The organism is Mesorhizobium sp. B2-4-17, from assembly GCF_006441275.1.
GTDB lineage: Bacteria > Pseudomonadota > Alphaproteobacteria > Rhizobiales > Rhizobiaceae > Mesorhizobium.
In genome coordinates this window covers 39,932-62,547 of record NZ_VFUX01000008.1, presented here as the reverse complement: position 1 = coordinate 62,547, position 22,616 = coordinate 39,932, and the positions used below count along the sequence as shown (strand labels likewise).

Below are 22,616 nucleotides of genomic sequence, written 5' to 3'. Positions count from 1 at the left end.
AGGCAAAGGACAGGGCAAAAAACAAAATCCCTATACCCAGAAAAACGACGTCCATTGTGCTTGTTCCTTGCTTCCACTTTTCTACTTCGCCCTAGCCTGGCCAGCTCGGCACCCACGTCGAAACAGTGCGCCGCACTTCAAGTGGCGGCCACGTCCGACGTTTTTCTCAAGGGGAATATGGGCCCGATCGCCATAAAGGTTCGAGACGGCGCGAGGCGGAAAGAAATAGAAATTTCATAAAGGTTTTGCCGCCTCGTCGCCGTCAGCGAGCCGGCGTTTCGATTTGGATCTGGTGGATTGCGGCGCGCAACCACGCCTTGGGGCAAGCACTGGGTGTTCGGGCGATGGCGGGCATTAACATTCGTTAGAGTGCGCTATTCGCTGGCAAACACCACCGCTGATGGAACAACCACCCGGCCCGCGAATTGTCGGTCGAATCTCATAAACCCGTCAGCCTGAGGTCCAGCCGCACCATGCCAAGACATTATCTCGATCTCTACAGTGGCGACGGGCTGACGATGGACGATGACGGCCGGTCTTCGAAACCCGCGAGCGCATGCGGCGCGAAGCGATCCGCACCCTGCCCGACATCGTCCGCTTGTCGTCTTTTCCAGGTGGTGTGACTGACAGCTTTCAGCCCGGGCACCGATGACAAACATTTCCCAATTATCATTTGTAATCGTCGCATCCCCCGCAACGCTGCACCATGGAGCTTGAGGATGATGGAGGCGGCGATTGTTCCGAAAACGGTGCCTCCCAGGACGGAGTAGCGGCACATGGTTCGTGCAAAAGTCGACACCCAGCGTGACGAGCGCGCCAAGCGTGAATCGCAAATCTTGATCGATGCAGAGCGGGCAGCCCGCGAGGAAAAGACAGCCAGGCTGAGAGCGCTGCGCCTTGCCGCGCGAGCGGTGAACGGACCTGAAGCGGCGAGCCCCAGGCCGGCACCCCGACACGCGCATCCGAAAGGGTGACGGCAAGACGCGTGCCCGACTTATGGAAGGGCTATGTTGCGGTTGCTATGACCGATCCGCCGATTGTGTTCTGAAATTCGCCATCATCCAGGGCTGCGCCGCATTCCCGGCTGTCTCATTCTCGGCTGTCTGGCGCTTCGCCAACAGGCGAAGCTTTGCCGCACTGTTTCCCAGCGAGACGCCGGGCTTCTCGACAACAAGGTCGGCAAATATCAAGGCTGGCATCCTCGCTACTTCAAAGCCACGCGACTGACGCTGACAGGATTTGGATCGGTGACAGTACGACCTCGAACATCCCCAAGTACACCACGCTAACGCAGTTCAAGGCGTACCTGAAGACGTACTTCGATACGCTCTACGCGCCGGTGTGCCGAAGTTCCTCGAACAACGTCCAACAACACTAGTTCCTCGCAGATGGCTGCTATTGCCGTCGATGCGACAAACATCACCATGAGGTACGGCAGCGGCGGTTCGGCCTGTGGGCATGATGGACCTTAGGCGCGATCACCAAATGCCTTGGCTGGGGAAAAAAGCGAACGGCACCATGAACTGGGTGCGGATGATCGCAAGGGCGTGTTGCGGTCGCGACTCTAATGAGGCGCGAGCCCGGCTCGTTCATCTGGACTGACACTCTGGATAATCGAACCGGGCCTTCCCGCAAACGTCAAACGTTAGCCACCCATCTTCTTTGCCATCGCGCAGAACTCTGCGTGCGACTTGTTAACAGCGGCATCGCCGCAGTCTTTCAGCACCGCCTTACGCTCATCGGGTTTCATGGCCGTCCACGCGGTCTTGAAATCCTTTTCGGATTTCATTGTCTTCATGCCGGCATCGGTGAAGAACGGCGACATCTTGGCCGGGTCATCGAGTGCTGACGTGCCGCCGCTCGTAGAGGCAGCTATTGCAGTACTACCCATCATTGCGAGCGCAATTGCGCCCATACTGAGCACTTTGATGTTCATTTGAATATCCTCCGTAGGTCATTCACCAAAGTTGTGACCGTAACGGAAGAACGTGTACTGACTCGGGTCGGTTCCCGCGCGCTGCAAAACAAACTTGCGAGTCGAGCTGAGCGCGTCCGGGTTGATCAGATGCCCGCCCTCTTTCTTCTGGTGACACATCAGCCGGCTACCCCCGCTGCTCGGTAATCATGCACTCGGCCCTTTTGCCCAACCTGAAAGGACGTCTTTTGCCACGAGGAAGAATTCGCTAGGCGCCCGGGCCGGGGTGTAGGGTAGGCGGGACGCCCCAAGCTCCCACCACATTCTTGCCCGGGACCTGCTTTCCAAATAAGCAGAGAACACCCAGCGGTTTGACCGAGGAGCGGCTGTCGCCCCCCGGGTTCAATCCATGACGCGCACCGCGAAGCTCCTCCCAAGTAAGCGACCGACCAAATTAAGTTGATTTAATTACATAAATTGTAGCAAACAGCACGCCTATCATGGCGGCCCATGAACATAATGCCAGCCAAAGGGTTATACCGCTGTCTCTGTGGCGACGGGCTTTTTGAGAGGCGATGCTGGAAGACCAAGCTCTTAGACCGCTGATCCAAAGACCTAATGCGATCACGCACCCAATTGAAAAGACCGCAGCCTTGATCATTGCTGCTTTTTAGGTGCCAAGAGTTAACTTTGGATTCGAGGCAAGGCGGTGAGGCTGTGCGAGGAGACCTGTGGCAGGAGCTTGAGTGATACGAGGACAGGCGAAAGGTTGGCTGACGGGCCCGGCGATTGCTCCAGATTGGTCTAAGTAGTTGGTCGAAGCTATAATGACCAATTCCACTAACCATTTGATTTTGCCGGCGTAAATGCCACAGTCGTGAGAATGGCGGAGAGAGCGGGATTCGAACCCGCGTTACGGTTTCCCGTAAACACACTTTCCAGGCGTGCGCCTTCAACCACTCGGCCACCTCTCCGTCCTTTGCCTTCGCGCCGGCCGGTTTCGCCGTGCGGGTTGGGGAGATGCATCTCCTTGGGCCTGCGGCGCGGAGCTTCCGCGCCATGGATGCCGTCCAACCAACGGGCATCCTTCCCCGGCACCTGAGCCGTCAAAGCAACAGGCGCGGGGCTCATCTAGTCGATCCCGCGCCGAATGCCAAGCCATAACGGCAGTCTATTCGCTTTGCCGACCACACAGCGTTTCGCAAAGCCGCCGTCGTACCCGAATTTGAGACGACGGCACCCGAATGATGTGCACAGGCAAGGGGCGGCTTCTTCGCCGGTTCGGTGATCGCCGATGTCGCCGGGATAAGCTGCTTCGAGGGCGATTGCGGCTATTTCGCCGCCTTCATCGGCCTGGCCGGACTGGTGGTCGGCGCCATCGCCGGCGGCATTCTCGCCGTCTGGCTCGCTCACCGGCATAGGCGTCGGCCGGCCGCATAGGGCCGGTGGCATAGGAAGAGAAAGCCCGAGCCTTCAAATTCGCGTATCGCGGTTGCGGGCAAGCCATACCCATTCTATTTCTCGTTTCGGGACACGTGCCGGAGGTTCCTGGGAAGCGTCCAGGATGGGCCGGGGGAGGGCTTTGATGTTTCGTTTCATCTTTCGTCTTGCTGCCATGGTCGCGCTGTCGGTTTCCGTCATCATGGCGGTGCTCGATACCACCCGCACGGTGGCGGCTTCGGCCCTAGTGCTGACCCCGCTGAACGCCAGCTGGCTGGCCGTCTCGCCGGACACAAGGGCGGCCTTCGAAACCTTCGTCCGCGCCAAAGCCAGTCCACTGCTGTGGGATGGCGCCATTGCCTGGGTGCTCAACCAGCCGGGATTTGCCGTGTTCGCGGTGCTGGCCTTCCTGCTCTACGCCATCGGCTACAAGCGGCAGCGGCGTGCAGGTCAGTTCGCCGCCAACTGATCCGCAAGGACCAAACTGCCGGCACGGCTTGCCCTTGGCACGCTTTTCCAAAGGGTCAAAATTCCGCGTGAATTTTGTTTCGGGCCGTGCCAGATTGCCGCCGAGCGGGAGGTCAGTACACTCCTGGCTGACGTCGCATGCCTGCCGCAGAACCGGACAGGCGGGCGGGGCGTAACGGAAAAAATAACCGACAGGGTGTGGATCACATGAAACGTATCGTTCTCGGCCTTCTGGCCGCAACCGCAATGGTTCTTCCGGCTTTTGCCGCGGATGTCCAGCCGGCCATCCTCTATGATCTGGGCGGCAAGTTCGACAAATCGTTCAACGAAGCGGCCTATCACGGCGCCGAGAAGTTCAAGACCGAGACCGGCACGCCCTATGTCGAATTCGAGGTGTCCAATGCCTCGCAGCGCGAGCAGGCGCTGCGCCGCTTCGCCGAGGACGGCCACAACCCGATCGTCATGGCCGGCTTCGCCTGGGAGGATGCGCTGAAGAAGGTCGCGGCCGAATATCCCGATCTCAACTTCGCCATCATCGACGATGCCGTCGACCTGCCCAATGTCCGCTCGCTGGTGTTCAAGGAGAACGAAGGCTCCTACCTCGTCGGCATCATGGCGGCGATGGCCTCGAAGTCGAAGAAGGTCTCCTTCGTCGGCGGCATGGACATCCCGCTGATCCGCAAATTCGAATGCGGCTATGTCGGTGGCGCCAAGGCGGCCGGTGCGACGGAAGTGATCCAGAATATGACCGGCGACACGCCGGCCGCCTGGAACGATCCGGCCAAGGGCGGCGAAATCGCCAAGACGCAGATCGACCAGGGCTCCGACGTGGTCTACGCCGCGGCCGGCGGCACCGGCGTCGGCGTGCTGCAGGCGGCGGCTGATGCCGGCAAGCTCGGCATCGGAGTTGATTCCAACCAGAACGGCCTGCAGCCCGGCAAGGTGCTGACTTCGATGATGAAGCGCGTCGACGTCGCAGTCTACACCGCCTTCATGGACGGCAAGAACGGCACTTTCAAGGGCGGCGTCGAAAACCTCGGCCTCAAGGAAGGCGGCGTCGACTACGCCATGGACGACAACAACAAGGCGCTGGTGACCGATGCGATGAAGGCCGCGGTCGAGAAGGCCAAGGCCGACATTATCGCCGGCAAGATTCAGGTGCACGACTACACGGCCGACAACGCCTGTCCCTATTGATCGGTAGCGCTCTCCAGCCATGATTTTGCAGACCGCCGGGCGAAAGCCCGGCGGTTTGTTCTTGCTGGATGGGGCGACGCTTCAATCCGTCCGGAGGGAATGACATTCGAGAGAGCGATGCAGCCGACAATCGAACCCATGCAGGACCACGACATCGAGACCGTGGCGCGGCTGCGCCTCGCGGCCTTTTTCGAAGGCACGGGAAGGACGCTTGAAGACGATGCGGCAGGACTTCGAAAATTGCTTGCAGGCGACGGGTTCGAGGCGGCCCTAGTCGTCCGGATTGACGGTGTGCCGGTCGGCAGCTGCCTGTTGGTGCGCGACGAATTGGAACCGGCGCACGATCTGACGCCTTGGCTGGCGGGCCTTGTCGTCGACATCCCGCATCGAGGCAAAGGGATTGGCACGACGCTGGTCAATGCGATCGAAGCGCATGCGGCCTCCGTCGGTGTCGAGACGCTTTATCTCTACACCTGGAAGCGCGCGACTTCTACGCGGCTCTTGGCTGGACTTGGGTGGAGACATTCGAGCAGGATGGCGAGACGATGCTGCTGATGTCGCGTGGACTTGGCCTATAACCTTCCCATCAGATAGCCGAACACGAAGACAGCAATCAGCGCAGCGGCAACGATCATCCCGCACCGGCCGCCAAGAGAATGCACACCGAACCCATGTGGCTTCCGGGCAAGACCATGGATCACCGGCTTGACGTCGTCCAGGCCGGCGGCGCGCATCTGCGGCAGTTCGGCAATGCGTGTGGTGATCAGCCGCCACCGATCGTCGCCGCCCGACGGCACGGCACGGTCGAAAATGTGCATGCGCTCGGCAAGCCGTATCACCGCATCGCGGAAGGCTGGGTCGATCTCCAGGTCACGCTCGGCCCGTTGGCGCTCCACGTCGTTCATCAGGCCAAGCACATAGTCCCCAGCCCTTGCCATGCGGTCGCCCTCCCCGGCCATGGCTCCCCTCCACCCTACCAGTGCGGGGGTTTGGTCACCGGCACGTCTGACCCCGCTTGCTCCTCGAGCGCCAGGAAACGCTCGGTCAGCGCGTCGAGCTTACGCTGCATGCGCTCTATCACCGTCCACTGCTCGGCGATCTGGCCCGACAGTTCCTCGATGGTCTTTTCCTGCTCGGCGGCGCGGATTTCCAGCGTCGTCAGCCGGTCGGAAGGCGTGGTCATGCAAAGTCCCCAGTTTATACCGCGATGCCTTGCGCCGCGGTTTCAATTCGGCTTCGCCATACTAGCGAATGTGAGAGCTTCGGACACGTTCGAAATTGACAAGCGCGCGCGGATTTGTCGAGAGTGGACGCTGCTCCGGCCAATTGGCATGGGCGGAGCGTCATGCTAGGCATTTTGACCAAGCGATAAAAAAATAAGAGTGGGAAAGGCTGCATGGCGCAAGCCGCAATCGAACTGATCGGCATCAACAAGAGTTTTGGCGCCGTGCGTGCCAACCGCGACATCAATCTGGAGATCGCGCGCGGCACCATCCACGGCATCGTCGGCGAAAATGGCGCCGGCAAGTCGACGCTGATGTCGATCCTCTACGGTTTCTACCAGGCCGACGGCGGCGAAATCCGCGTCGGCGGCAAGCCGGCATCGATCAAGACGCCCAACGACGCGATCGCGCTCGGTATCGGCATGGTGCACCAGCATTTCATGCTGGTCGACAATTTCTCGGTGCTGGAGAACATCATTCTCGGCGCCGAAAACGATGCGCTCTTGAAGAGCAGCATCGCCAAGGCGCGTTCCGAGCTGGAGCGGCTGGAGCGCGAATACGGGCTGGAAGTCGATCCCGACGCGATCATCGAGGAACTGCCGGTCGGCCTGCAGCAGCGTGTCGAAATTCTCAAGGCGCTCTATCGCGGCGCCGAGATCCTGATCCTCGACGAGCCAACGGGCGTGCTGACGCCTGCCGAGGCCGATCATCTGTTCCGCATCCTCAAGCAGCTGAAGGAACAGGGCAAGACGGTGGTTCTGATCACCCACAAGCTGCGCGAGATCATGGCCATCACCGACACCGTGTCGGTCATGCGCCAAGGGACGATGGTAGCGACCCGGGAGACGAAGAAAACCACCGTCGAGGAACTGGCCGAACTGATGGTCGGGCGCCGTGTGCTTCTGCGGGTCGAAAAGGGCGAAGCGGAAGCCGGTGCCGTCAAGCTCGCGGTCAAGAACCTGACGGTCAGGGATTCCCGTGGCGTCACCATGGTCGACGACATCTCCTTCGACGTGCGCGCCGGCGAGATCGTCGGCATCGCCGGCGTCGCCGGCAACGGCCAATCCGAGCTGCTCGAGGCGATTTCCGGCATCAGACATGCCGTTTCAGGCTCGGTCATGCTCGACGACAAGCCGATCGACCTGACGGGCAAGGCCGATCCCGGCGAATTGCGCGACCGCGGCCTCGCGCATGTGCCGGAGGACCGCCATCATGTCGGGCTGGTGCTGGCCTTCGAGGAGAACGAGAATTCCACTCTCGGCTATCACGACGACCCCCGCTATCTCAAAGGGCCATTCCTCAATGTCGACGCCATCATGGCCGATGCGAAGGACAAGATCGAGAAATACGATATCCGTCCCGGCAATCCGCGCCTGAAGACCGCCAATTTTTCAGGCGGCAACCAGCAGAAGATCGTGCTGGCGCGGGAGATGGAACAGGATCCCGGCGTGCTGATCGTCGGCCAGCCGACGCGCGGCGTCGATGTCGGCGCCATCGAATTCATCCACAAGCGCCTGATCGCCATGCGCGACCAGGGCAAGGCCGTGCTGGTGGTGTCGGTCGAGCTCGACGAAATCCGCTCGCTCTCCGACCGCATCCTGGTGATGTTTGCCGGCCGCATCGTCGGCGAACGCGGCCCCGAAGCCACCGAAGGCGAGCTCGGCCTGCTCATGGCCGGGGTCGAGCAGGAGGCCGCCGCATGAGCACGCCTTACGCCAAATTGCCGGCCTGGGCCGACTATGGGCTGATCCCGCTGATCAATCTGGCCGTGGCTTTCATCGTCGCCGGCTTCGTCGTGCTGTTGGTCGGCGAAAATCCGTTGCGTGCCGCCGTCATCCTGGTCGAGGGCGCCTTCGGCAAGGGAACAGGCATCGCCTTCACTCTCTTCTATGCCACCACCTTCATCTTTACCGGGCTCTCGGTGGCGGTGGCCGCGCATTGCGGCCTGTTCAACATCGGCACCGAGGGGCAGGCCTACATCGCCGGTCTCGGCATCGCCATCGTCTGCCTGTCCTTCGACAGCGCGCTGCCCTGGTGGCTGACATTTCCGCTGGCCATCGTCGCTTCCGCGCTTGTAGGCGCGTTGTGGGCGCTGATCCCGGCCTATCTGCAGGCCAAGCGTGGCTCGCACATCGTCATCACCACCATCATGTTCAACTTCATCGCCGCCTCGATCATGGTCTACCTCCTGGTGGGACCGTTAAAGCCGGCCGGTTCGCAAGCCCCGCAAACCCGGAACTTCCTTGCCGGAGCCGAACTGCCCAAACTCAACTGGATCATCGAGCTGTTCGGCGCCAAGATCCGTTCGGCCCCGCTCAACGTCACCTTCCTGCTGGCCTTGGTCATGGCCTTCCTGGTCTGGCTGCTGATCTGGCGCACCAGGCTCGGCTATGAGATGCGCACCTATGGTCACAGCCCGAAGGCGGCGCGCTATGCCGGCATTTCGGAGACCCGCATCATCATCACCGCGATGATGATCTCAGGCGCGCTCGCCGGCATGATGGCGCTCAATCCGGTGATGGGCGACCAGCACAATGTCGCGATCGACTTCGTCTCCGGCGCCGGCTTCGTCGGCATCGCCGTGGCGCTGATGGGGCGCCTGCACCCGGTCGGCATCGTGCTGGCGGCGATCCTGTTCGGCATGCTCTATCAGGGCGGCGCCGAACTCGCCTTCGAGATGCCGGCGATCAGCCGCGACATGATCGTCATCATTCAGGGGTTGGTCATCCTGTTCGCCGGCGCGCTCGAACATATGTTCAGGCCTTACATCCAGGCGCTGTTCGCCTCGTTCAGCCCACGGTCGGTCGGCATGGAAGCGGTCAAGGGAAAGGGCGCCTGAGATGGACGTGTTCAATGCGATCGTCCAGACATTGGACTCGACCATCCGCCTCTCGGTGCCGCTGCTGCTGGCGTGCCTTGCCGGCCTCTATTCGGAACGCGCCGGCATCTTCGACATAGGGCTCGAAGGCAAGATGCTGGTTGGCGCATTCGCGGGGGCGGCCGCGGCGTCGGTCTTCCACTCGGCCTTGCTCGGCCTCGGCATGGCCATCCTGATCTCGGTCGCGTTTGCCATGGTGCACGGCTTCGCCTCGATCACCCATCGCGGCAACCAGATCGTTTCGGGCGTGGCGATCAATTTCATCGCCGCCGGATCGACCATCATCCTCGGCCAGGCCTGGTTCCAGCAGGGCGGACGCACGCCGGCGCTGCAGCCGGGCGAACGGTTCGAAGCGATCATCTGGCCTGGCGCCGATGCCGTCAGGGATGTGCCGATCATCGGCCCGATCTACGCGGAGTTGATCTCCGGTCATTCGCTGCTGGTCTACCTCGCCTTCCTTATGGTGCCCTTCACCTGGTGGGTGCTGTTTCGCACCCGCTTCGGCCTCAGGCTGCGCGCCGTCGGCGAAAATCCCGCCGCCGTCGACACCGCCGGCATTTCCGTCGCCTGGCTGCGCTACAGGGCGCTCATCTGCACCGGCATCCTCACCGGCGTCGCCGGCGCCTATCTGTCGATGGTGCAGAATGGCGGTTTCGTGAAGGACATGACCGCCGGCAAGGGCTACATCGCGCTGGCCGCGCTGATCTTCGCCAAGTGGAAGCCGGTCAACGCCATGTTCGCCTGCCTTCTGTTCGGCTTCCTCGACGCGCTGTCGATCCGCTTGCAGGGCTCGCCGCTGCCCATCATCGGCAAGGTGCCGGTGCAGTTCATGCAAGCCCTGCCCTATATCCTCACCGTCGTCCTGCTCGCCGGCTTCATCGGCAAGGCGATCCCGCCCCGCGCCGGCGGCGTGCCCTATGTCAAGGAGCGCTGAGCGGACGGAATCCACTGGCGGGCGGCTTTTGAACGAGATCGTGGGAGAGAACAACTGAATGTCGCATGATCTGTTCGAAGCGGCCAAGACCGCCATGGCCAAGGCCTACGCGCCCTATTCCAAGTTTCCCGTGGGCGCCGCCTTGCGTACCGAGGACGGACGCATCTTCACCGGCGCCAACGTCGAGGTCGCCTCCTATCCGGAGGGCTGGTGCGCCGAGACGACCGCGCTTGGCCACTACATCATGGGCGGCGGCGGCAAGATCGTCGAAATCGCCGTCCTTGCCGAACGCATAGCCAAATGCACGCCTTGCGGTGGCTGCCGCCAGCGGCTGGCCGAATTCTGCCGCCCTGAAACCAAGCTCTATCTCTGCGACGACACGGGTGTGGCCGAGACCGTGACCATGGGCGACATGTTCCCCTACGGCTTCCGCGGCGACATTTTGAAGTGAAGCGCTGGCTGAAATGAAGCATCTGCTGAACCACGGGCTGGCTGAAATGACGGAAAAGGCGCTGGACCATCTCATCGAAAGGCTGGACGGCCTGGCGCCGTCGACCGCGCTGGTGCTGGGTTCGGGGCTCGGCGTCCTTGTCGAACGGATCGAGAACCCGATCCGCGTCTCCTATGCCGACCTGCCCGGCTTTCCCAGGAGCGGCGTCAGCGGCCATGCCGGTGAAGTGGTGGCGGGACTGTTTGCCGGCACGCCGGTGCTGATGCTGTCCGGCCGCGCTCACTACTACGAACATGGCAACGCAGCGGCGATGCGGCCGGTGCTGGAAGTGCTTGCCGGCATCGGCATCACAAAACTGATCCTCACCAATGCCGCCGGCTCGGTCGATCCGGACATGCCGCCGGGCTCTGTCATGTTGATCACGGACCACATCAACTTCTCCGGCACCAACCCGCTGATCGGCGAGCCGAGCGACCGCCGCTTCGTCGGCCTGACCGAAGCCTATGATGCCGGCATCCGCAAGGCGATCGAGCGCGCGGCGGACGCGACCGGCACCGCTCTGCACAAGGGCGTCTATATGTGGTTTTCCGGGCCGTGTTTCGAAACACCGGCCGAAATCCGCATGGCGCGCATCATGGGCGCCAACGCGGTCGGCATGTCGACCGTGCCGGAAGTCATTCTGGCCCGCTTCCTTGGGCTGCGGGTCGCCGCCTGCTCGGTCATCACCAACCTTGCCGCCGGCATGACCGGAGCCGAACTTTCGCACCAGGAGACCAAGGACATGGCCCCGGTTGGCGGGTCACGGCTGGCAACGGTCCTTCAGCGCGTGTTCCGCGACAGGCTCCTGGAGAACTGATGCTTCCGCAGGAAATCATCCGCCACAAGCGAGACGGCCAGAGGCTGCCTGCTCGCGAAATCGCGGCCTTCATCGACGGCGTGACGTCAGGTGCCGTCACCGATGGCCAGGCCGCGGCTTTTGCCATGGCGGTGTTCTTCAACGGCATGAACCGGGACGAGGCCGTGGCATTGACACTGGCCATGCGCGATTCCGGCGATGTGCTCGACTGGTCGGACCTGCCCGGCCCGGTCACCGACAAGCATTCGACCGGAGGTGTCGGCGACAATGTCTCGTTGATGCTGGCGCCGATCGTCGCCGCCTGCGGCGCCTATGTACCGATGATCTCGGGGCGTGGCCTTGGCCATACCGGCGGCACGCTGGACAAGATGGATGCGATCCCCGGCTATATCAGCCAGCCCGACATTGCATTGTTTCGCCAGGCGGTACTGGAAACGGGCTGTGCCATCATCGGCCAGACCGCCGACCTCGCGCCGGCCGACCGCCGGCTCTATGCGATACGCGACGTGACCGCCACCGTGGAATCGGTGCCGCTGATCACCGCCTCGATCCTGTCGAAGAAGCTGGCCGCCGGCCTGGGCTCCCTGGTGCTCGACGTCAAGGTCGGCAATGGCGCCTTCATGGAGAAATCGCGCGATGCGACCGCGCTCGCCAACAGCCTGGTCGAGGTCGCCAGCGGCGCCGGGCTGAAAGTGTCCGCCCTGATCACCGGCATGAACGAGCCACTGGCCTCGGCTGCCGGCAACGCCGTCGAGGTGCGCAACGCCGTCGACTTCCTGACCGGCCGTCTTCGCGACCGGCGGCTGGAGGACGTGACCCTGGCGCTGGCGGCCGAAATGCTGCAGTCGGCGGGACTGGTGTCGTCCAACCAGGATGGCATGCGGCGCGCCACCGAGACGCTCGCCAGCGGGCGCGCCGCCGCCACCTTCGCCCGCATGGTGACGGTACTCGGCGGCCCCGCGGATTTCATCGAGAGGCCGGAAAAATATTTGCCGGAAGCGGCAACGGAATTCGCGGTCAAGGCGACGACACAGGGTTTCGTCACAAGCATAGCCGCCCGCGATATCGGCCTTGCGGTGGTTGGTCTGGGTGGCGGGCGCACCCGGCCCGACAACAAGATCGATCCCGCCGTCGGCATCACCAGGCTGCTGCCCATTGGCGCGGAAGTACAAGCCGGAGATGCGCTGGCGCTGATCCATGCCCGCTCCCCGATCGATGCCGAAGCGGCAGCAGCGGCCGTGCTTTCGGCCTATGCGATCGGCGCTTCGAAACCGCCGGCGGACAAAACCGTCATCCGGCGGATATTGCCTCGCGGCTAACTACTGGACGAGGAGCAGTGAGCCGTTTTCGACCTGGTATTTCTGGAGCCGCGTGAGGAAACTCATGCCTATGAGATTGGTTTGAAGCGCCTTGTCGTCGAGCACGACCGCCTGGACGTCTTCCACCTGGATGGCGCCGATCTGCAGCCGATCGACCGTGACCACGGCAGCCTTGATCGTGCCGTTGGCGGTGTTGACCTGGCGCGTGAAATCGGAAGGACTCAGCGACAGGCCGATCCGGCGGGCCGTCGAGGTGTTGATGGCAACCAGCGTCGCACCGGTATCGATCATGCCGTCGACCTGACGACCATTGAGCTTGAACTGCGATGTGAAGTGTCCGCGCGCGTCCGCCTCGACCATGAACTTGCGGCCCAGCGGTTGCGCTGCAGCCGGCTTGTCCGGCATCGCCGCCAGTTTCAGGTCCGGCTGGGTCTCCGTGGCCGGCTTGGCGGTAATCGCCGATTTCACCAATCCCTCGATAAGCTGGGGATTTGACTGATAGATCATCGGGATGGATGCGGCTATCCCGGCGGACGCACCAAGAATGAGAAGTGTTCGCAGCATGGGTCAACCTTTTAAGGGCTGATCCTTAGTCCGGACATGGTGTTTGGCGCTTTAACGCTCTCCGAAACCGCATCCTTGCGTAAACAATCGGTAAACCTGGTTGCGGCTTTGAGCAATTCCAGGAAAAGTGCACAGCGGTTTTCCGTCCGGAATTGAGAAATCGAAGGCAAAAGCGGGTCAACGATTCAATCGAACGCTGAATCGCTTCGACAGGTGCTATTTCGTCCCGTACATGCGGTCGCCGGCGTCGCCGAGCCCAGGCATGATATAGCCCTTCTCGTTCAGCTGGCGGTCGATGGAGGCGGTGAAGACCGGGACGTCCGGATGCGCCTTGGTGAAGCGCTCGATGCCTTCGGGCGCCGCCAGCAGGCACAGGAAGCGGATGTTGGTGGCGCCGCGCCCCTTCAACTTGTCGATCGCCGCGATTGCCGAATTGGCGGTCGCCAGCATCGGATCGACGACGATCACCAGCCGGTCGGCGAGATCGCTCGGCGCCTTGAAGAAATACTCAACCGCTTCCAGCGTTTCGTGGTCGCGGTAGAGGCCGATATGGGCGACGCGAGCCGCGGGCACCAGGTCGAGCAGGCCTTCCAGCAAGCCGTTGCCGGCTCGCAGCACCGAGGCAAAGACCAGCTTCTTGCCCTCCAGCGTCGGCGCTTCCATCTCCTCGATCGGGGTCTCGATGGTGGTGGTGGTCAGTTCAAGGTTGCGGGTGACCTCGTAGCCGAGCAACAGTGATATCTCGCGCAGCAGCCGCCTGAAGCCGGCCGTCGAGGTCTCCTTCTTGCGCATGATGGTCAGCTTGTGCTGGACAAGCGGATGATCGACGACGGTGACGCCCTTCATGATGTGCTCCGACGTGGTGGTTCGCGGTGAGTGGTTGAATAGTGAGTAGTGAATAGTGAGCCGATTTGCGAGTCCCCGCCTGAGGGAAAGCGCCGGCCTTCAACCGCTCCATGCGTGCATGGCCAAACTGCCCGCTACTGACTACTCACTATCGCGATCACCGAACCTTCGCGTCCAGCCGACCCAGCAGCATCGCCTTGGTCTTCCTGTCGACGAAGGCCGCTTCGATAGCGGTTCTGGTGACCGCCGCCAGCGCCTTTTCGCTCATTGAAAAATGCTCGGCGGCGATATCGTATTCGCGCTTCAGCGAGGTCCAGAAATAGGGCGGGTCATCGGAATTGAGCGTCACCTTGCAGCCGGCCGCCTTCAGGGCGGGAAACGGATGGTCGGCAAAACTGTCGAACACCTTGAGCGCAACGTTGGAACCGGGGCAGCATTCCAGCACGACGCCCTCGTCGGCGATGCGCCGGACAAGCTCCGGGTTCTCGATGGCGCGCACGCCGTGGCCGATACGGGAGGGGCGGATGTGGTCGAGCGCGGCCTGTACGGTCTCCCAGCCTGTCAGTTCGCCGGCGTGGACGGTTATGCCGAGCCCTGCTTCGCGAGCGATCTCGAAAGCCCTGACATAGTCTTCCATGTCGCCTATCCGCTCATCGCCGGCGACGCCGAAGCCAGTGACCAGCGGATGCCCGCAGCGCGCCGCGAAACGCGCCGCCTGTTCGATCGACTCGACGCCAACATGGCGCACGCCGGTGACGATCATGCGGCCCTCTATGCCGGTCTTGGCCTTGGCGCGCAGCATGCCTTCGCCGAGCGCGTCCGTATAGGCCTTGGGCGACAGCCCGGCTTTCGTCGCATGGTCGGGCGAGGTGAAGACCTCGGAATAGATCGCCCCGTCGCGGGCGAGGCTGGTCAGATAGTGGTCGGCCAGCCGCGCATAGTCCTCCTCGGTCCGGAACAGATCGGAGGAGAAATCGTAAGCAGCGAGAAAGGAGGTGAAATCGTGCCAGACGAAGGAACCGTTCTCGATATAGGGCGAGGTATCCTTGCCATATTTCTGCGCTTGGCGGATGACGAGTTCGGGCGCCGCTGCCCCTTCAATGTGGCAGTGCAGTTCCGCTTTCAAAGGCATTCAAACATCCCGTCGGTCAGTCCAGGTGTTGAAAACCCACCACCTGGAAGCGCGGCTGAACACCGCGCCTTAAACAATAGCGCCCGCACCATCGATCGGCTATGGTCCCGCCGGTTTTATGACGGATCAAAAAAATGTCAGTTGAGAGAACCACGGCCGCGGGCGGCATGGAAACCTCCTATGGTTTCAAACGTGTAGGGGAAGGCGAGAAGCAGTCCCTGGTCAACGATGTTTTCCACAAGGTCGCCAACCGCTACGACCTGATGAACGACCTGATGTCGGGCGGCCTGCACCGGCTGTGGAAGGATGCCATGGTCACCTGGCTCAATCCGCCCAAGCGGCCGGGCTGGCGTGTGCTCGATGTCGCCGGCGGCACCGGCGACATCGCTTTCCGCATCGTCGATGCCAGCCACGGCCACGCCCATGCCACCGTGCTCGACATCAACGGTTCGATGCTCGCCGTCGGCCGCGACCGGGCCGAGAAGAAAGGCCTGTCCGGCAACACCGATTTCGTCGAGGCCAATGCCGAGGAACTGCCCTTCGCGGATGCCACGTTCGACGCCTACACCATTGCTTTCGGCATCCGCAACGTGCCGCGCATCGATGTCGCCCTCGGCGAAGCGTTCCGCGTGCTGAAGCCTGGCGGCCGGTTCCTGTGCCTGGAATTTTCCGAGGTCGAGATGCCGCTGCTCGACAAGGCTTACGAAGCCTGGTCGTTCAACGCCATTCCCAGGATCGGCAAGATGGTCACCGGCGACGGCGAGCCCTATTCCTACCTGGTCGAATCGATCGCGAAATTCCCCAACCAGCCGAACTTCGCGGCAATGATTTCCCGCGCCGGCTTCGAGCGTGTTTCCTTCCGCAACTATTCCGGCGGCATAGCGGCCCTGCATTCGGGCTGGAAGCTTTGAGGCCGTCGCATATCTACCCCGCTCGATGCGCTCTGTGCCGGTTCAACGGATCGGCGGGGCGAGCGCAGCCATGAGCACGGTCAGCGCAGGATTTCGGCTCATGCGGGCCGGCTGGGTGCTGGTGCGCGAGGGCGTCGTCGCCGCCTTGCCCGGCGAGGAGTTGTCCGGCCTGCCGAAATTCGGCTGGCGGCTGGCGCGGCTGTTCACCCGTCGCCGCGCACTCGCCTATCAGCGCAGTGACCGGCTGGCCAAGGCCGTGGTTCGGCTCGGCCCGTCCTATGTGAAGCTTGGCCAATTTCTGGCGACGCGGCCCGACGTCGTCGGCAATGACATGGCGCTCGATCTTGCCATGCTGCAGGACAAGATGCACACCTTCCCGAGGGCCGAGGCGATCGCGGCCATCGAAGCGTCGCTCGGGCGCAAGGTGGCCGATCTCTACGCGCAATTCGGCGACCCGGTCGCTGCCGCTTCCATCGCCCAAGTCCACGCCGCCGAAACCCTCCACGAAGGTGCTGCCAGCAAGGTGGCGGTGAAGGTGATCCGGCCGGGCGTGCGCCGCCGCTTTTTTCACGACTTGGAAAGCTATTTCCTCGCCGCCCGCCTGCAGGAAAGATACATCCCCTCATCACGCCGGCTGCGGCCGGTTCAGGTCACCGAAACGCTGGCGCAAACCACCAAGATCGAGATGGACCTGCGCCTCGAAGCCGCGGCGCTCTCCGAACTGGGCGAAAACACCAGGGATGATCCCGGCTTCCGCGTACCCTATGTCGACTGGGAACGCACCGGCCGTGACGTGCTGACCATGGAATGGGTCGAAGGCGTCAAGATGAACAACATCGCCGGCCTCGAAGCCGCCGGCCACGACCTGAAGGCGATCGCCGCCAATCTCGTCCAGTCGTTCCTGCGCCATACGCTGCGCGACGGCTTCTTCCATGCCGACATGCATCCCGGCAATCTGTTCGTCGAAGCGAATGGCACCATCGTCGCCGTCGATCTCGGCATTGCCGGCAGGCTCGGCAAGAAGGAGCGCCGCTTCCTCGCCGAAATCCTCTACGGCTTCATCACGCGCGACTATCTGCGCGTCGCTGAGGTGCATTTCGAGGCCGGCTATGTGCCGCGCCAGCACAATGTCGCGGCCTTCGCACAGGCGATCCGCGCCATCGGCGAGCCGATCCACGGCCAGCCGGCCGAGACCATTTCGATGGCCAAGCTTTTGACGCTGCTGTTCGAGGTGACCGAACTCTTCGACATGGCGACAAGACCGGAACTGATCCTGCTGCAGAAGACCATGGTGGTGGTCGAGGGCGTGGCGCGTACGCTCGATCCGGTCTTCAACATGTGGAAGACGGCCGAGCCGGTGGTCAGCGGCTGGATCGCCGGGAATCTCGGCCCGCGCGGCATGATGATCGATGCGCGTGATGGCGCCAAGGCGCTGCTGACGCTCGCCCGCCAGGCGCCGGAGCTTGCGGCGCGCACTGATCGGCTGTCGCGAGAGATCGATCTGATGGCCGAGCACGGGCTGCGCTTCGACGAAACCACCGCCCGCGCCATCGGCAAGGCCGAGGCCCGGTACAGCCGTTCCGGCCGGGTGGCGCTGTGGGTGATCGCGTTGACACTGGTCTATATTGCCTGGAAGCTGATCTAGCTCCGCCGCGTCAGCACTGTCCGTAGCTTGCTGCGATATGATTGCATTGCTATCATTGCTATCGGAAGATGAGCAGAGCGCAATCACATGGCAAGCATCACCATTCGCAACCTCGGCGATGAGGTCAAGGAACTGCTGCGCCGACTGGCGGCGGAAAACGACCGTTCCATGGAAGAGCAGGCACGGGTCATGATCCGGGCCGCGGTTGACGGGCAGGCCCTGCCGACCGGTCGCCTCGACCAGATTGAGAAAGCCCTGCATGCCCTGGCCGTCTCACAGGGCTCGACGGCCCCCGCCATTGCAACGGCAGCCAGGATTTCTGCCCAAGGCAGTCTCTCCGGCAAGCGCATCCTGCTCATCATCGGCGGCGGCATTGCAGCCTACAAGGCGCTGGACCTGATCCGGCGGCTGCGCGAGCGCGGTGCCGCGGTGCGGGTGGTGATGACGTCAGCCGCGCGGGAGTTCGTCACCACGCTGTCGGTCGGCGCGCTTTCGGCAGATCATGTCTTCACCGAACTGTTCGACCGCAATGACGAGCACGATGTCGGCCACATCAGCCTGTCACGCGAGGCCGACCTGCTGGTGGTGGCGCCCGCGACCGCCGACCTGATGGCCAAGCTTGCCTATGGCCACGCCAACGACCTCGCATCCACCGTGCTGATCGCCACCGACAAACCGGTGCTGATGGCACCGGCCATGAACCCGAGGATGTGGGCGCATCCTGCGACGCGGCGCAACCGCGCCACGCTGGCCAAGGACGGCGTTGCCTTTGTCGGCCCTGCCAAAGGCGAGATGGCTGAGAGCAACGAGGCGGGCGAAGGCCGCATGGCCGAACCGCTGGAGATCGTCGCCGCGATCGAGGCGCTGCTCGATCTCAGTCCGAAACCTTTGGCTGGCAAGAAAATCATCGTCACTTCCGGCCCGACGCATGAGCCGATCGACCCGGTGCGCTACATCGCCAACCGTTCGTCCGGCAAGCAGGGCCACGCCATCGCGGCGGCACTGGCAAGATTGGGCGCCGATGTGCGACTGGTCTCCGGCCCGGTCGGCATTGCCGATCCGGCCGGCGTGAAGACCATTCACGTCGAGCGCGCGCAAGAGATGCGCGATGCGGTGGAGCAGCTTTTGCCCGCGGACGCAGCCGTCTTCGTCGCCGCCGTTGCCGACTGGCGCACCGAAAGCTCAGCCGGCGAAAAGATCAAGAAGGTGGCGGGCGAAGGGCCACCGGTGCTTCGTATGGTGGAGAACCCTGACATCCTTGCCGGGGTCGGCCACCACAAGCAGCGACCCGGCCTGGTCGTCGGCTTCGCCGCCGAGACGCAGGACCTTTTGCGCAATGCCGAGGCCAAGCTGAAGAAGAAAGGCGCCGATTTTATCGTCGCCAACGACGTCTCGCACGAAAGCGGCATCGGCCCTTCAGGCGTCATGGGCGGCGATCGCAACCGGGTCCGGATCATCTCGAAGACCGGCGTCGAAGAGTGGCCCGAAATGACCAAGGACGAGGTGGCGGCACGGCTCGCCACCCTGATCGCCGAGCGCCTCAAAACGATCGTCGTCTAACCAGGACGCGCAACGCACGCACCGCCTGCCGCTCGACGGTGGCCAGGCGATGCTTCGGCTTCGCCGGTCCGGAGACCCTCTCCCCGTCAATTGGCCAAAAGCTCCGCCGTGCGGGCAAGAGCCCCGCCGAAGCCGTTGAGCGGAACGGAAAAACTCACCTGCTGTCCCGTGTCGGCCGCGAAAGCGTCGATCTTGAGCGTCGTGCCCGACTTGAGCAGCGGCGTGACGTTGGCATCGAATGCCACAGGCACGAGGCAGCCGACCACCTGACAGGTGTTGAACGGCAGGCTGCCATCGAGTTTCTGGTCGTCGACGGTCAGGGTGACGCCCTTGGCGAGCGCGAGGCCAAACGGCAGGGCAAGGGTTCCGCTCGCGTCGTCGCCGCTCTTGCTCGACAGCTCGATCGCCAGCAGACGCTGGTTGCTCTGCTTGTTGAACTGCTGATGCGACAGGCTGCATACTTTGGCAGTGCCCGATACCTGGCAATTGACCGTCCAGTCGCCATGGGTTTCAGACAAGGCCGACGCGCCGCCAGGCAGTTGCGGCGCACTGGCGGCGGCATTTGCGGCCGGAGCTGCCTTGTCGCCCTTCGTTTGCGCCGCCATGGCCGGCAGACCGGCGATGCAGGCCGCACCCAGCATCGCCACAAGATACGCGTACTTTCTCATCAAGACCCCTCCCGCCCGGCCCCGTCTCGAGCCAGCCTGGAAACTGACCTTGAGACACGCGCTGACTGCGTTCTGTTTCACCGTTTCGCCGAAGACGCCGTTGTATCTGACAGACAGGCCGACGCCATTGACGCCATTCAGCTCGAGGCCGGCGCCGACCCGATAGAGCGGCGAATCGACCGCTTCCGTCAAGTGCAATGCAGGGTTGCCGGGCAGATTCTCCGCCGCGGCAAAGCGGCCTCGATCTCCCATGCCTTGTTCGAGAACTCCACCCCGGCCATGGCATCGCCGGACAAACGTCCTATATACGAGGGATGAATAGCATTTTTGGCAGGAATGAGCGGATGTCAGTACATCGACCATCGATGGTTTTTGCATCGGCGGTGCTGGCGGCGGTGGTGTTGGCCGGCGTTGCTGTGCCTGCTTCCGCGCAAGCACTGAACCCCGCTGTCAACGGCAACGCGCTAATCCAGCAGAACGATCTGCAGACTTTGCAGAACCGGGTTCAGCGGGAGCAATTTCAGCAGCAGCAACAGCAGTATCGGGCCCAGGACCGCGTGATCGTCCAGCAGCCGCCGCCGGTAGTGCCGAAGGTCAGGCCGACCTGCCAGACGCAGATAATCGGCAACACAGCTGTGAGCACTTGCCGCTGACGGGCCGGCATCTCCTTTTATTTAGCCGACTTACATGATAGGGGCGTTCTAGTGCCCCTGCGGCGGTTTAGGTTTTGCAAAGGCGCCGCATCACGCTATGGGGGCACTGCACCGACTGGATTTTACGAATGGCAGCCACCAAGAAAAAGGCCGTGCGCAAGGCCAAGAAAGGCGAGAGAATCCGCCAGGTCGCCGCGGTCCCCTTTCGGCGGAACGCGCACGGCGATATCGAGGTGATGCTGGTCACGTCGAGAACGACGAGACGCTTCATCGTGCCCAAGGGTTGGCCGATGAAAGGCAAGAGCGGACGCAAGGCAGCTACCATCGAGGCGCAGGAGGAAGCCGGCGTGCTTGGCAAGACGCTGAGAGAGCCGGCAGGCTCCTATTCCTACTGGAAGCGGCTGGCCAGCCACTTTGTCCGGGTCGACGTCATCGTCTACCTGCTTGAAGTGACGGAAGAGCTTGCCCACTGGCAGGAGGCCAAGCGGCGGCAGCGGGCATGGCTGGCGCCGGCCGACGCGGCGATGCTCATCGACGAACCGGATCTGTCGACGCTGGTGAAGACCTTGAAGCTTCCCGAGCCCGCGCCACTCGACCAGGTATAGGCTTCACGCGCCAGTCTCATCCTCCCCCGGAAACGGCCGCGCCGGTGTGCCTGCATAAGCCCACAGCCATTCGCGCGGCAACGGGCCCTTTTTGCGCTCGGCTTACTGCGATTGTTCCCAGGCATGCGCCAGGATGCCGACAGAGCGCGACAGCACGAAGAGCCCGCGCGTCAGCGGCGGCGGCAAGCCGAGTTCGCCATAGATGACGGCCGTGGCGCCGTCGATGTTGAGCGGTATTCTTTTGCCTTTGCGCCGCGCGACATCAGCCTCGATGGCCTCGGCAATCTCGGCGAAACGCCCCTTGACGACACCACGCGCGGCAAAGTCGCGGGTCAGTTCCAGCAGGCGCGGCGCGCGTGGATCTACCGGATGGAAGCGATGGCCGAAGCCCGGCACATAGCCCTTCTCCTCGGCGAAGAAGCGGTCGAGCCGTAACGAGACGGCATCTTGGAGCGTCGCCTCACCATCGAGCGCCACCGCGATGTCGCCATAGAAGAAAGCGCCTGTTCGCCAGCGCCGCCATGCACATCGCCGAGCACGTCGCCGACGGCGAACAGGCCGACGGCGGCAATGATCACATCGACGCCGTCAAGCAGTTCGGTCATGCCGAAGGTTTCGGTCATGCCGAAGGTGAAGCGCGGCTGACCCGTCTGCAGGTCGACGCCGATCATGCCGATTACGAAGCCGGCAAACAGGCTGGTCAGACCGCGTGATGAAGGCCAGCACCATCAGCGAGAAATATACGGCCGAGCCGAAGGCAAGCGCGAACTTGACCACCACCGGCGCGAGGAAGGCGACGCCCAGCGTGCCAAGGGTGCCGGCGACGAAAGAGCCAATCGCCGAGGTGGCGAGCGCAGCACCGCCGCGCCCGGACCGCGCCATCTTGTTGCCTTCCAGAGCGGTGACGATGCGACGTCCGCACCTGTCTCTACCGCGTCGAATCCAAGCATCCGATTCGCTACACCATAGGCGAAGGTGACGTGTTGCCTTTGCTGGCCGGATCGGGCGGACGCGTGCTCGCGGCATTTTCCGGCCAGCCCGGCGAACCCTACGAGACCATCCGCGGAACCTGTTGCTGTCTCGCCGTCGGCGACCGAGACCCCGAGACGGCGGGCGTCTCGGCGCCGGTATTCGGACCGGGACGCGTTTTGCTGGGCGCCTTGACGCTGGCCGGCCCCAGCACGCGCGTCGACGCTGCGTTTCTTCAACGCATGAGACGTCCGTTGCTCCAGGCGGCGGCTCGCGCCACCCGTGCCTTCGAGGATGCCTCCATGCTGGAGCAAGCCAGCCTCGCGGCGGAGGCTCAGCCCTAGTCGTTCGGTTGCGACCCAGGCAAGATGGCCGATAAGCC

General features: G+C 63.0%; 25 protein-coding genes, 1 tRNA gene and 1 pseudogene. 17 read left to right on the top strand and 10 right to left on the bottom strand.

Annotated features, from left to right (window positions below; genetic code table 11):
* The first annotated feature begins 776 nt into the window (after positions 1 to 776).
* Positions 777 to 974, top strand: a complete 198-nt coding sequence (locus tag FJ548_RS08450) for a hypothetical protein (RefSeq protein WP_140777640.1) — start codon at positions 777 to 779, stop codon at positions 972 to 974.
* Positions 975 to 1,645: 671 nt separating this feature from the next.
* Here the strand turns inward: FJ548_RS08450 and FJ548_RS08445 are convergent.
* Positions 1,646 to 1,936: a hypothetical protein gene (locus FJ548_RS08445; RefSeq protein ID WP_140777639.1), complete on the bottom strand. Its 291-nt coding sequence runs from the start codon at positions 1,934 to 1,936 to the stop codon at positions 1,646 to 1,648.
* A gap of 863 nt (positions 1,937 to 2,799) precedes the next feature.
* Positions 2,800 to 2,889: transfer RNA gene (locus FJ548_RS08440), tRNA-Ser, on the bottom strand.
* A gap of 310 nt (positions 2,890 to 3,199) precedes the next feature.
* On the opposite strand from FJ548_RS08440, the gene FJ548_RS29795 reads away from it, so the two are divergent.
* The 4 genes from FJ548_RS29795 (at position 3,200) to FJ548_RS08425 (ending at position 5,575) form a co-directional block, all read left to right on the top strand.
* Positions 3,200 to 3,355 (top strand): hypothetical protein, encoded by a 156-nt coding sequence (locus FJ548_RS29795; RefSeq protein WP_181168739.1) that lies wholly within the window; start codon positions 3,200 to 3,202, stop codon positions 3,353 to 3,355.
* 145 nt (positions 3,356 to 3,500) lie between these two features.
* A complete protein-coding gene (locus tag FJ548_RS08435) occupies positions 3,501 to 3,824 on the top strand; it encodes a hypothetical protein (protein ID WP_140609600.1) in 324 nt (107 codons plus the stop codon).
* Positions 3,825 to 4,030: 206 nt separating this feature from the next.
* Entirely contained in the window at positions 4,031 to 5,020 is a 990-nt protein-coding gene (locus FJ548_RS08430; protein WP_140609598.1) for a BMP family ABC transporter substrate-binding protein, read from the top strand.
* Positions 5,021 to 5,119: 99 nt separating this feature from the next.
* On the top strand, positions 5,120 to 5,575 hold the full coding sequence (locus FJ548_RS08425; protein ID WP_246678593.1) for a GNAT family N-acetyltransferase: 456 nt from the start codon (positions 5,120 to 5,122) through the stop codon (positions 5,573 to 5,575).
* Between the two features lie 17 nt (positions 5,576 to 5,592).
* On the opposite strand, the gene FJ548_RS08420 is transcribed toward FJ548_RS08425, so the two are convergent.
* Together FJ548_RS08420 and FJ548_RS08415 are read right to left on the bottom strand one after the other, a co-directional pair.
* Positions 5,593 to 5,979 carry a hypothetical protein gene (locus FJ548_RS08420; protein WP_140766714.1) on the bottom strand — a complete coding sequence of 129 codons (387 nt, stop codon included), beginning with the start codon at positions 5,977 to 5,979 and terminating at the stop codon, positions 5,593 to 5,595.
* 14 nt (positions 5,980 to 5,993) lie between these two features.
* Positions 5,994 to 6,203 (bottom strand): SlyX family protein, encoded by a 210-nt coding sequence (locus FJ548_RS08415; protein WP_140777638.1) that lies wholly within the window; start codon positions 6,201 to 6,203, stop codon positions 5,994 to 5,996.
* A gap of 213 nt (positions 6,204 to 6,416) precedes the next feature.
* Between FJ548_RS08415 and FJ548_RS08410 the strand changes: the two genes are divergently transcribed.
* The 6 genes from FJ548_RS08410 to deoA are packed head-to-tail and all read left to right on the top strand — an operon-like array spanning position 6,417 to position 12,681.
* Positions 6,417 to 7,946: an ABC transporter ATP-binding protein gene (locus tag FJ548_RS08410; RefSeq protein WP_140777637.1), complete on the top strand. Its 1,530-nt coding sequence runs from the start codon at positions 6,417 to 6,419 to the stop codon at positions 7,944 to 7,946.
* Positions 7,943 to 9,082 carry an ABC transporter permease gene (locus tag FJ548_RS08405; protein WP_140766716.1) on the top strand — a complete coding sequence of 380 codons (1,140 nt, stop codon included), beginning with the start codon at positions 7,943 to 7,945 and terminating at the stop codon, positions 9,080 to 9,082. Before FJ548_RS08410 ends, FJ548_RS08405 begins: the two co-directional genes overlap by 4 nt.
* 1 nt (position 9,083) lies before the next feature.
* Positions 9,084 to 10,055 carry an ABC transporter permease gene (locus tag FJ548_RS08400; RefSeq protein ID WP_140609586.1) on the top strand — a complete coding sequence of 324 codons (972 nt, stop codon included), beginning with the start codon at positions 9,084 to 9,086 and terminating at the stop codon, positions 10,053 to 10,055.
* A gap of 58 nt (positions 10,056 to 10,113) precedes the next feature.
* The gene (cdd, locus tag FJ548_RS08395; RefSeq protein WP_140690614.1) at positions 10,114 to 10,506 is read left to right on the top strand and encodes a cytidine deaminase; all 393 of its coding nucleotides are present in this window, start codon (positions 10,114 to 10,116) and stop codon (positions 10,504 to 10,506) included.
* A 46-nt stretch (positions 10,507 to 10,552) separates the two neighbouring features.
* Positions 10,553 to 11,362 carry a purine-nucleoside phosphorylase gene (locus FJ548_RS08390; protein WP_140777678.1) on the top strand — a complete coding sequence of 270 codons (810 nt, stop codon included), beginning with the start codon at positions 10,553 to 10,555 and terminating at the stop codon, positions 11,360 to 11,362.
* Entirely contained in the window at positions 11,362 to 12,681 is a 1,320-nt protein-coding gene (gene deoA, locus FJ548_RS08385; protein WP_140777636.1) for a thymidine phosphorylase, read from the top strand. The genes FJ548_RS08390 and deoA overlap by 1 nt, the downstream gene beginning before the upstream one ends.
* On the opposite strand, the gene FJ548_RS08380 is transcribed toward deoA, so the two are convergent.
* The 3 genes from FJ548_RS08380 to FJ548_RS08370 form a co-directional block, all read right to left on the bottom strand.
* On the bottom strand, positions 12,682 to 13,245 hold the full coding sequence (locus tag FJ548_RS08380) for a TIGR02281 family clan AA aspartic protease (protein WP_140777635.1): 564 nt from the start codon (positions 13,243 to 13,245) through the stop codon (positions 12,682 to 12,684).
* 216 nt (positions 13,246 to 13,461) lie between these two features.
* Entirely contained in the window at positions 13,462 to 14,091 is a 630-nt protein-coding gene (gene upp / locus FJ548_RS08375; RefSeq protein WP_095199484.1) for a uracil phosphoribosyltransferase, read from the bottom strand.
* Between the two features lie 157 nt (positions 14,092 to 14,248).
* Positions 14,249 to 15,223, bottom strand: a complete 975-nt coding sequence (locus FJ548_RS08370) for an adenosine deaminase (RefSeq protein WP_140777634.1) — start codon at positions 15,221 to 15,223, stop codon at positions 14,249 to 14,251.
* Between the two features lie 134 nt (positions 15,224 to 15,357).
* Between FJ548_RS08370 and ubiE the strand changes: the two genes are divergently transcribed.
* From ubiE to coaBC, 3 genes are all read left to right on the top strand, one after another.
* Positions 15,358 to 16,134 (top strand): bifunctional demethylmenaquinone methyltransferase/2-methoxy-6-polyprenyl-1,4-benzoquinol methylase UbiE, encoded by a 777-nt coding sequence (gene ubiE / locus FJ548_RS08365; protein ID WP_140766723.1) that lies wholly within the window; start codon positions 15,358 to 15,360, stop codon positions 16,132 to 16,134.
* Between the two features lie 70 nt (positions 16,135 to 16,204).
* Positions 16,205 to 17,779: a 2-polyprenylphenol 6-hydroxylase gene (gene ubiB / locus FJ548_RS08360; protein WP_140609572.1), complete on the top strand. Its 1,575-nt coding sequence runs from the start codon at positions 16,205 to 16,207 to the stop codon at positions 17,777 to 17,779.
* Positions 17,780 to 17,866: 87 nt separating this feature from the next.
* Complete coding sequence (gene coaBC, locus FJ548_RS08355; RefSeq protein WP_210242654.1) at positions 17,867 to 19,339, top strand: bifunctional phosphopantothenoylcysteine decarboxylase/phosphopantothenate--cysteine ligase CoaBC; 1,473 nt, start codon at positions 17,867 to 17,869, stop codon at positions 19,337 to 19,339.
* An 86-nt stretch (positions 19,340 to 19,425) separates the two neighbouring features.
* On the opposite strand, the gene FJ548_RS30340 is transcribed toward coaBC, so the two are convergent.
* Positions 19,426 to 20,370, bottom strand: a complete 945-nt coding sequence (locus tag FJ548_RS30340) for an invasion associated locus B family protein (protein WP_246678592.1) — start codon at positions 20,368 to 20,370, stop codon at positions 19,426 to 19,428.
* A gap of 2 nt (positions 20,371 to 20,372) precedes the next feature.
* Here FJ548_RS30340 and FJ548_RS08345 point away from each other — a divergent pair, with 2 nt between their 5' ends.
* Together FJ548_RS08345 and FJ548_RS08340 are read left to right on the top strand one after the other, a co-directional pair.
* Entirely contained in the window at positions 20,373 to 20,660 is a 288-nt protein-coding gene (locus FJ548_RS08345) for a hypothetical protein (RefSeq protein WP_246678590.1), read from the top strand.
* A 128-nt stretch (positions 20,661 to 20,788) separates the two neighbouring features.
* Positions 20,789 to 21,265 carry an NUDIX hydrolase gene (locus FJ548_RS08340; RefSeq protein WP_140609145.1) on the top strand — a complete coding sequence of 159 codons (477 nt, stop codon included), beginning with the start codon at positions 20,789 to 20,791 and terminating at the stop codon, positions 21,263 to 21,265.
* 102 nt (positions 21,266 to 21,367) lie between these two features.
* On the opposite strand, the gene FJ548_RS08335 is transcribed toward FJ548_RS08340, so the two are convergent.
* Both FJ548_RS08335 and FJ548_RS29790 read right to left on the bottom strand, forming a co-directional pair.
* Entirely contained in the window at positions 21,368 to 21,742 is a 375-nt protein-coding gene (locus tag FJ548_RS08335) for a citrate/2-methylcitrate synthase (RefSeq protein ID WP_246678589.1), read from the bottom strand.
* A pseudogene (locus tag FJ548_RS29790) lies at positions 21,628 to 22,174 on the bottom strand (tripartite tricarboxylate transporter permease); the annotation flags it as partial. The gene FJ548_RS08335 and the pseudogene FJ548_RS29790, both read right to left, overlap by 115 nt.
* Positions 22,175 to 22,245: 71 nt before the next feature.
* Between FJ548_RS29790 and FJ548_RS08330 the strand changes: the two are divergent.
* Positions 22,246 to 22,578, top strand: a complete 333-nt coding sequence (locus tag FJ548_RS08330; RefSeq protein WP_246678597.1) for an IclR family transcriptional regulator C-terminal domain-containing protein — start codon at positions 22,246 to 22,248, stop codon at positions 22,576 to 22,578.
* The last annotated feature ends 38 nt before the right edge of the window (positions 22,579 to 22,616 follow it).

Coding starts and splice junctions, on each gene's coding strand:
- FJ548_RS08450 (WP_140777640.1), top strand. CDS start 777: ATGGTTCGTGCAAAAGTCGACACCCAGCGTGACGAGCGCGCCAAGCGT.
- FJ548_RS08445 (WP_140777639.1), bottom strand. CDS start 1,936: ATGAACATCAAAGTGCTCAGTATGGGCGCAATTGCGCTCGCAATGATG.
- FJ548_RS08435 (WP_140609600.1), top strand. CDS start 3,501: ATGTTTCGTTTCATCTTTCGTCTTGCTGCCATGGTCGCGCTGTCGGTT.
- FJ548_RS08430 (WP_140609598.1), top strand. CDS start 4,031: ATGAAACGTATCGTTCTCGGCCTTCTGGCCGCAACCGCAATGGTTCTT.
- FJ548_RS08425 (WP_246678593.1), top strand. CDS start 5,120: ATGACATTCGAGAGAGCGATGCAGCCGACAATCGAACCCATGCAGGAC.
- FJ548_RS08420 (WP_140766714.1), bottom strand. CDS start 5,979: ATGGCCGGGGAGGGCGACCGCATGGCAAGGGCTGGGGACTATGTGCTT.
- FJ548_RS08415 (WP_140777638.1), bottom strand. CDS start 6,203: ATGACCACGCCTTCCGACCGGCTGACGACGCTGGAAATCCGCGCCGCC.
- FJ548_RS08410 (WP_140777637.1), top strand. CDS start 6,417: ATGGCGCAAGCCGCAATCGAACTGATCGGCATCAACAAGAGTTTTGGC.
- FJ548_RS08405 (WP_140766716.1), top strand. CDS start 7,943: ATGAGCACGCCTTACGCCAAATTGCCGGCCTGGGCCGACTATGGGCTG.
- FJ548_RS08400 (WP_140609586.1), top strand. CDS start 9,084: ATGGACGTGTTCAATGCGATCGTCCAGACATTGGACTCGACCATCCGC.
- cdd (WP_140690614.1), top strand. CDS start 10,114: ATGTCGCATGATCTGTTCGAAGCGGCCAAGACCGCCATGGCCAAGGCC.
- FJ548_RS08390 (WP_140777678.1), top strand. CDS start 10,553: ATGACGGAAAAGGCGCTGGACCATCTCATCGAAAGGCTGGACGGCCTG.
- deoA (WP_140777636.1), top strand. CDS start 11,362: ATGCTTCCGCAGGAAATCATCCGCCACAAGCGAGACGGCCAGAGGCTG.
- FJ548_RS08380 (WP_140777635.1), bottom strand. CDS start 13,245: ATGCTGCGAACACTTCTCATTCTTGGTGCGTCCGCCGGGATAGCCGCA.
- upp (WP_095199484.1), bottom strand. CDS start 14,091: ATGAAGGGCGTCACCGTCGTCGATCATCCGCTTGTCCAGCACAAGCTG.
- FJ548_RS08370 (WP_140777634.1), bottom strand. CDS start 15,223: ATGCCTTTGAAAGCGGAACTGCACTGCCACATTGAAGGGGCAGCGGCG.
- ubiE (WP_140766723.1), top strand. CDS start 15,358: ATGTCAGTTGAGAGAACCACGGCCGCGGGCGGCATGGAAACCTCCTAT.
- ubiB (WP_140609572.1), top strand. CDS start 16,205: ATGAGCACGGTCAGCGCAGGATTTCGGCTCATGCGGGCCGGCTGGGTG.
- coaBC (WP_210242654.1), top strand. CDS start 17,867: ATGGCAAGCATCACCATTCGCAACCTCGGCGATGAGGTCAAGGAACTG.
- FJ548_RS30340 (WP_246678592.1), bottom strand. CDS start 20,370: ATGGTCGATGTACTGACATCCGCTCATTCCTGCCAAAAATGCTATTCA.
- FJ548_RS08345 (WP_246678590.1), top strand. CDS start 20,373: ATGGTTTTTGCATCGGCGGTGCTGGCGGCGGTGGTGTTGGCCGGCGTT.
- FJ548_RS08340 (WP_140609145.1), top strand. CDS start 20,789: ATGGCAGCCACCAAGAAAAAGGCCGTGCGCAAGGCCAAGAAAGGCGAG.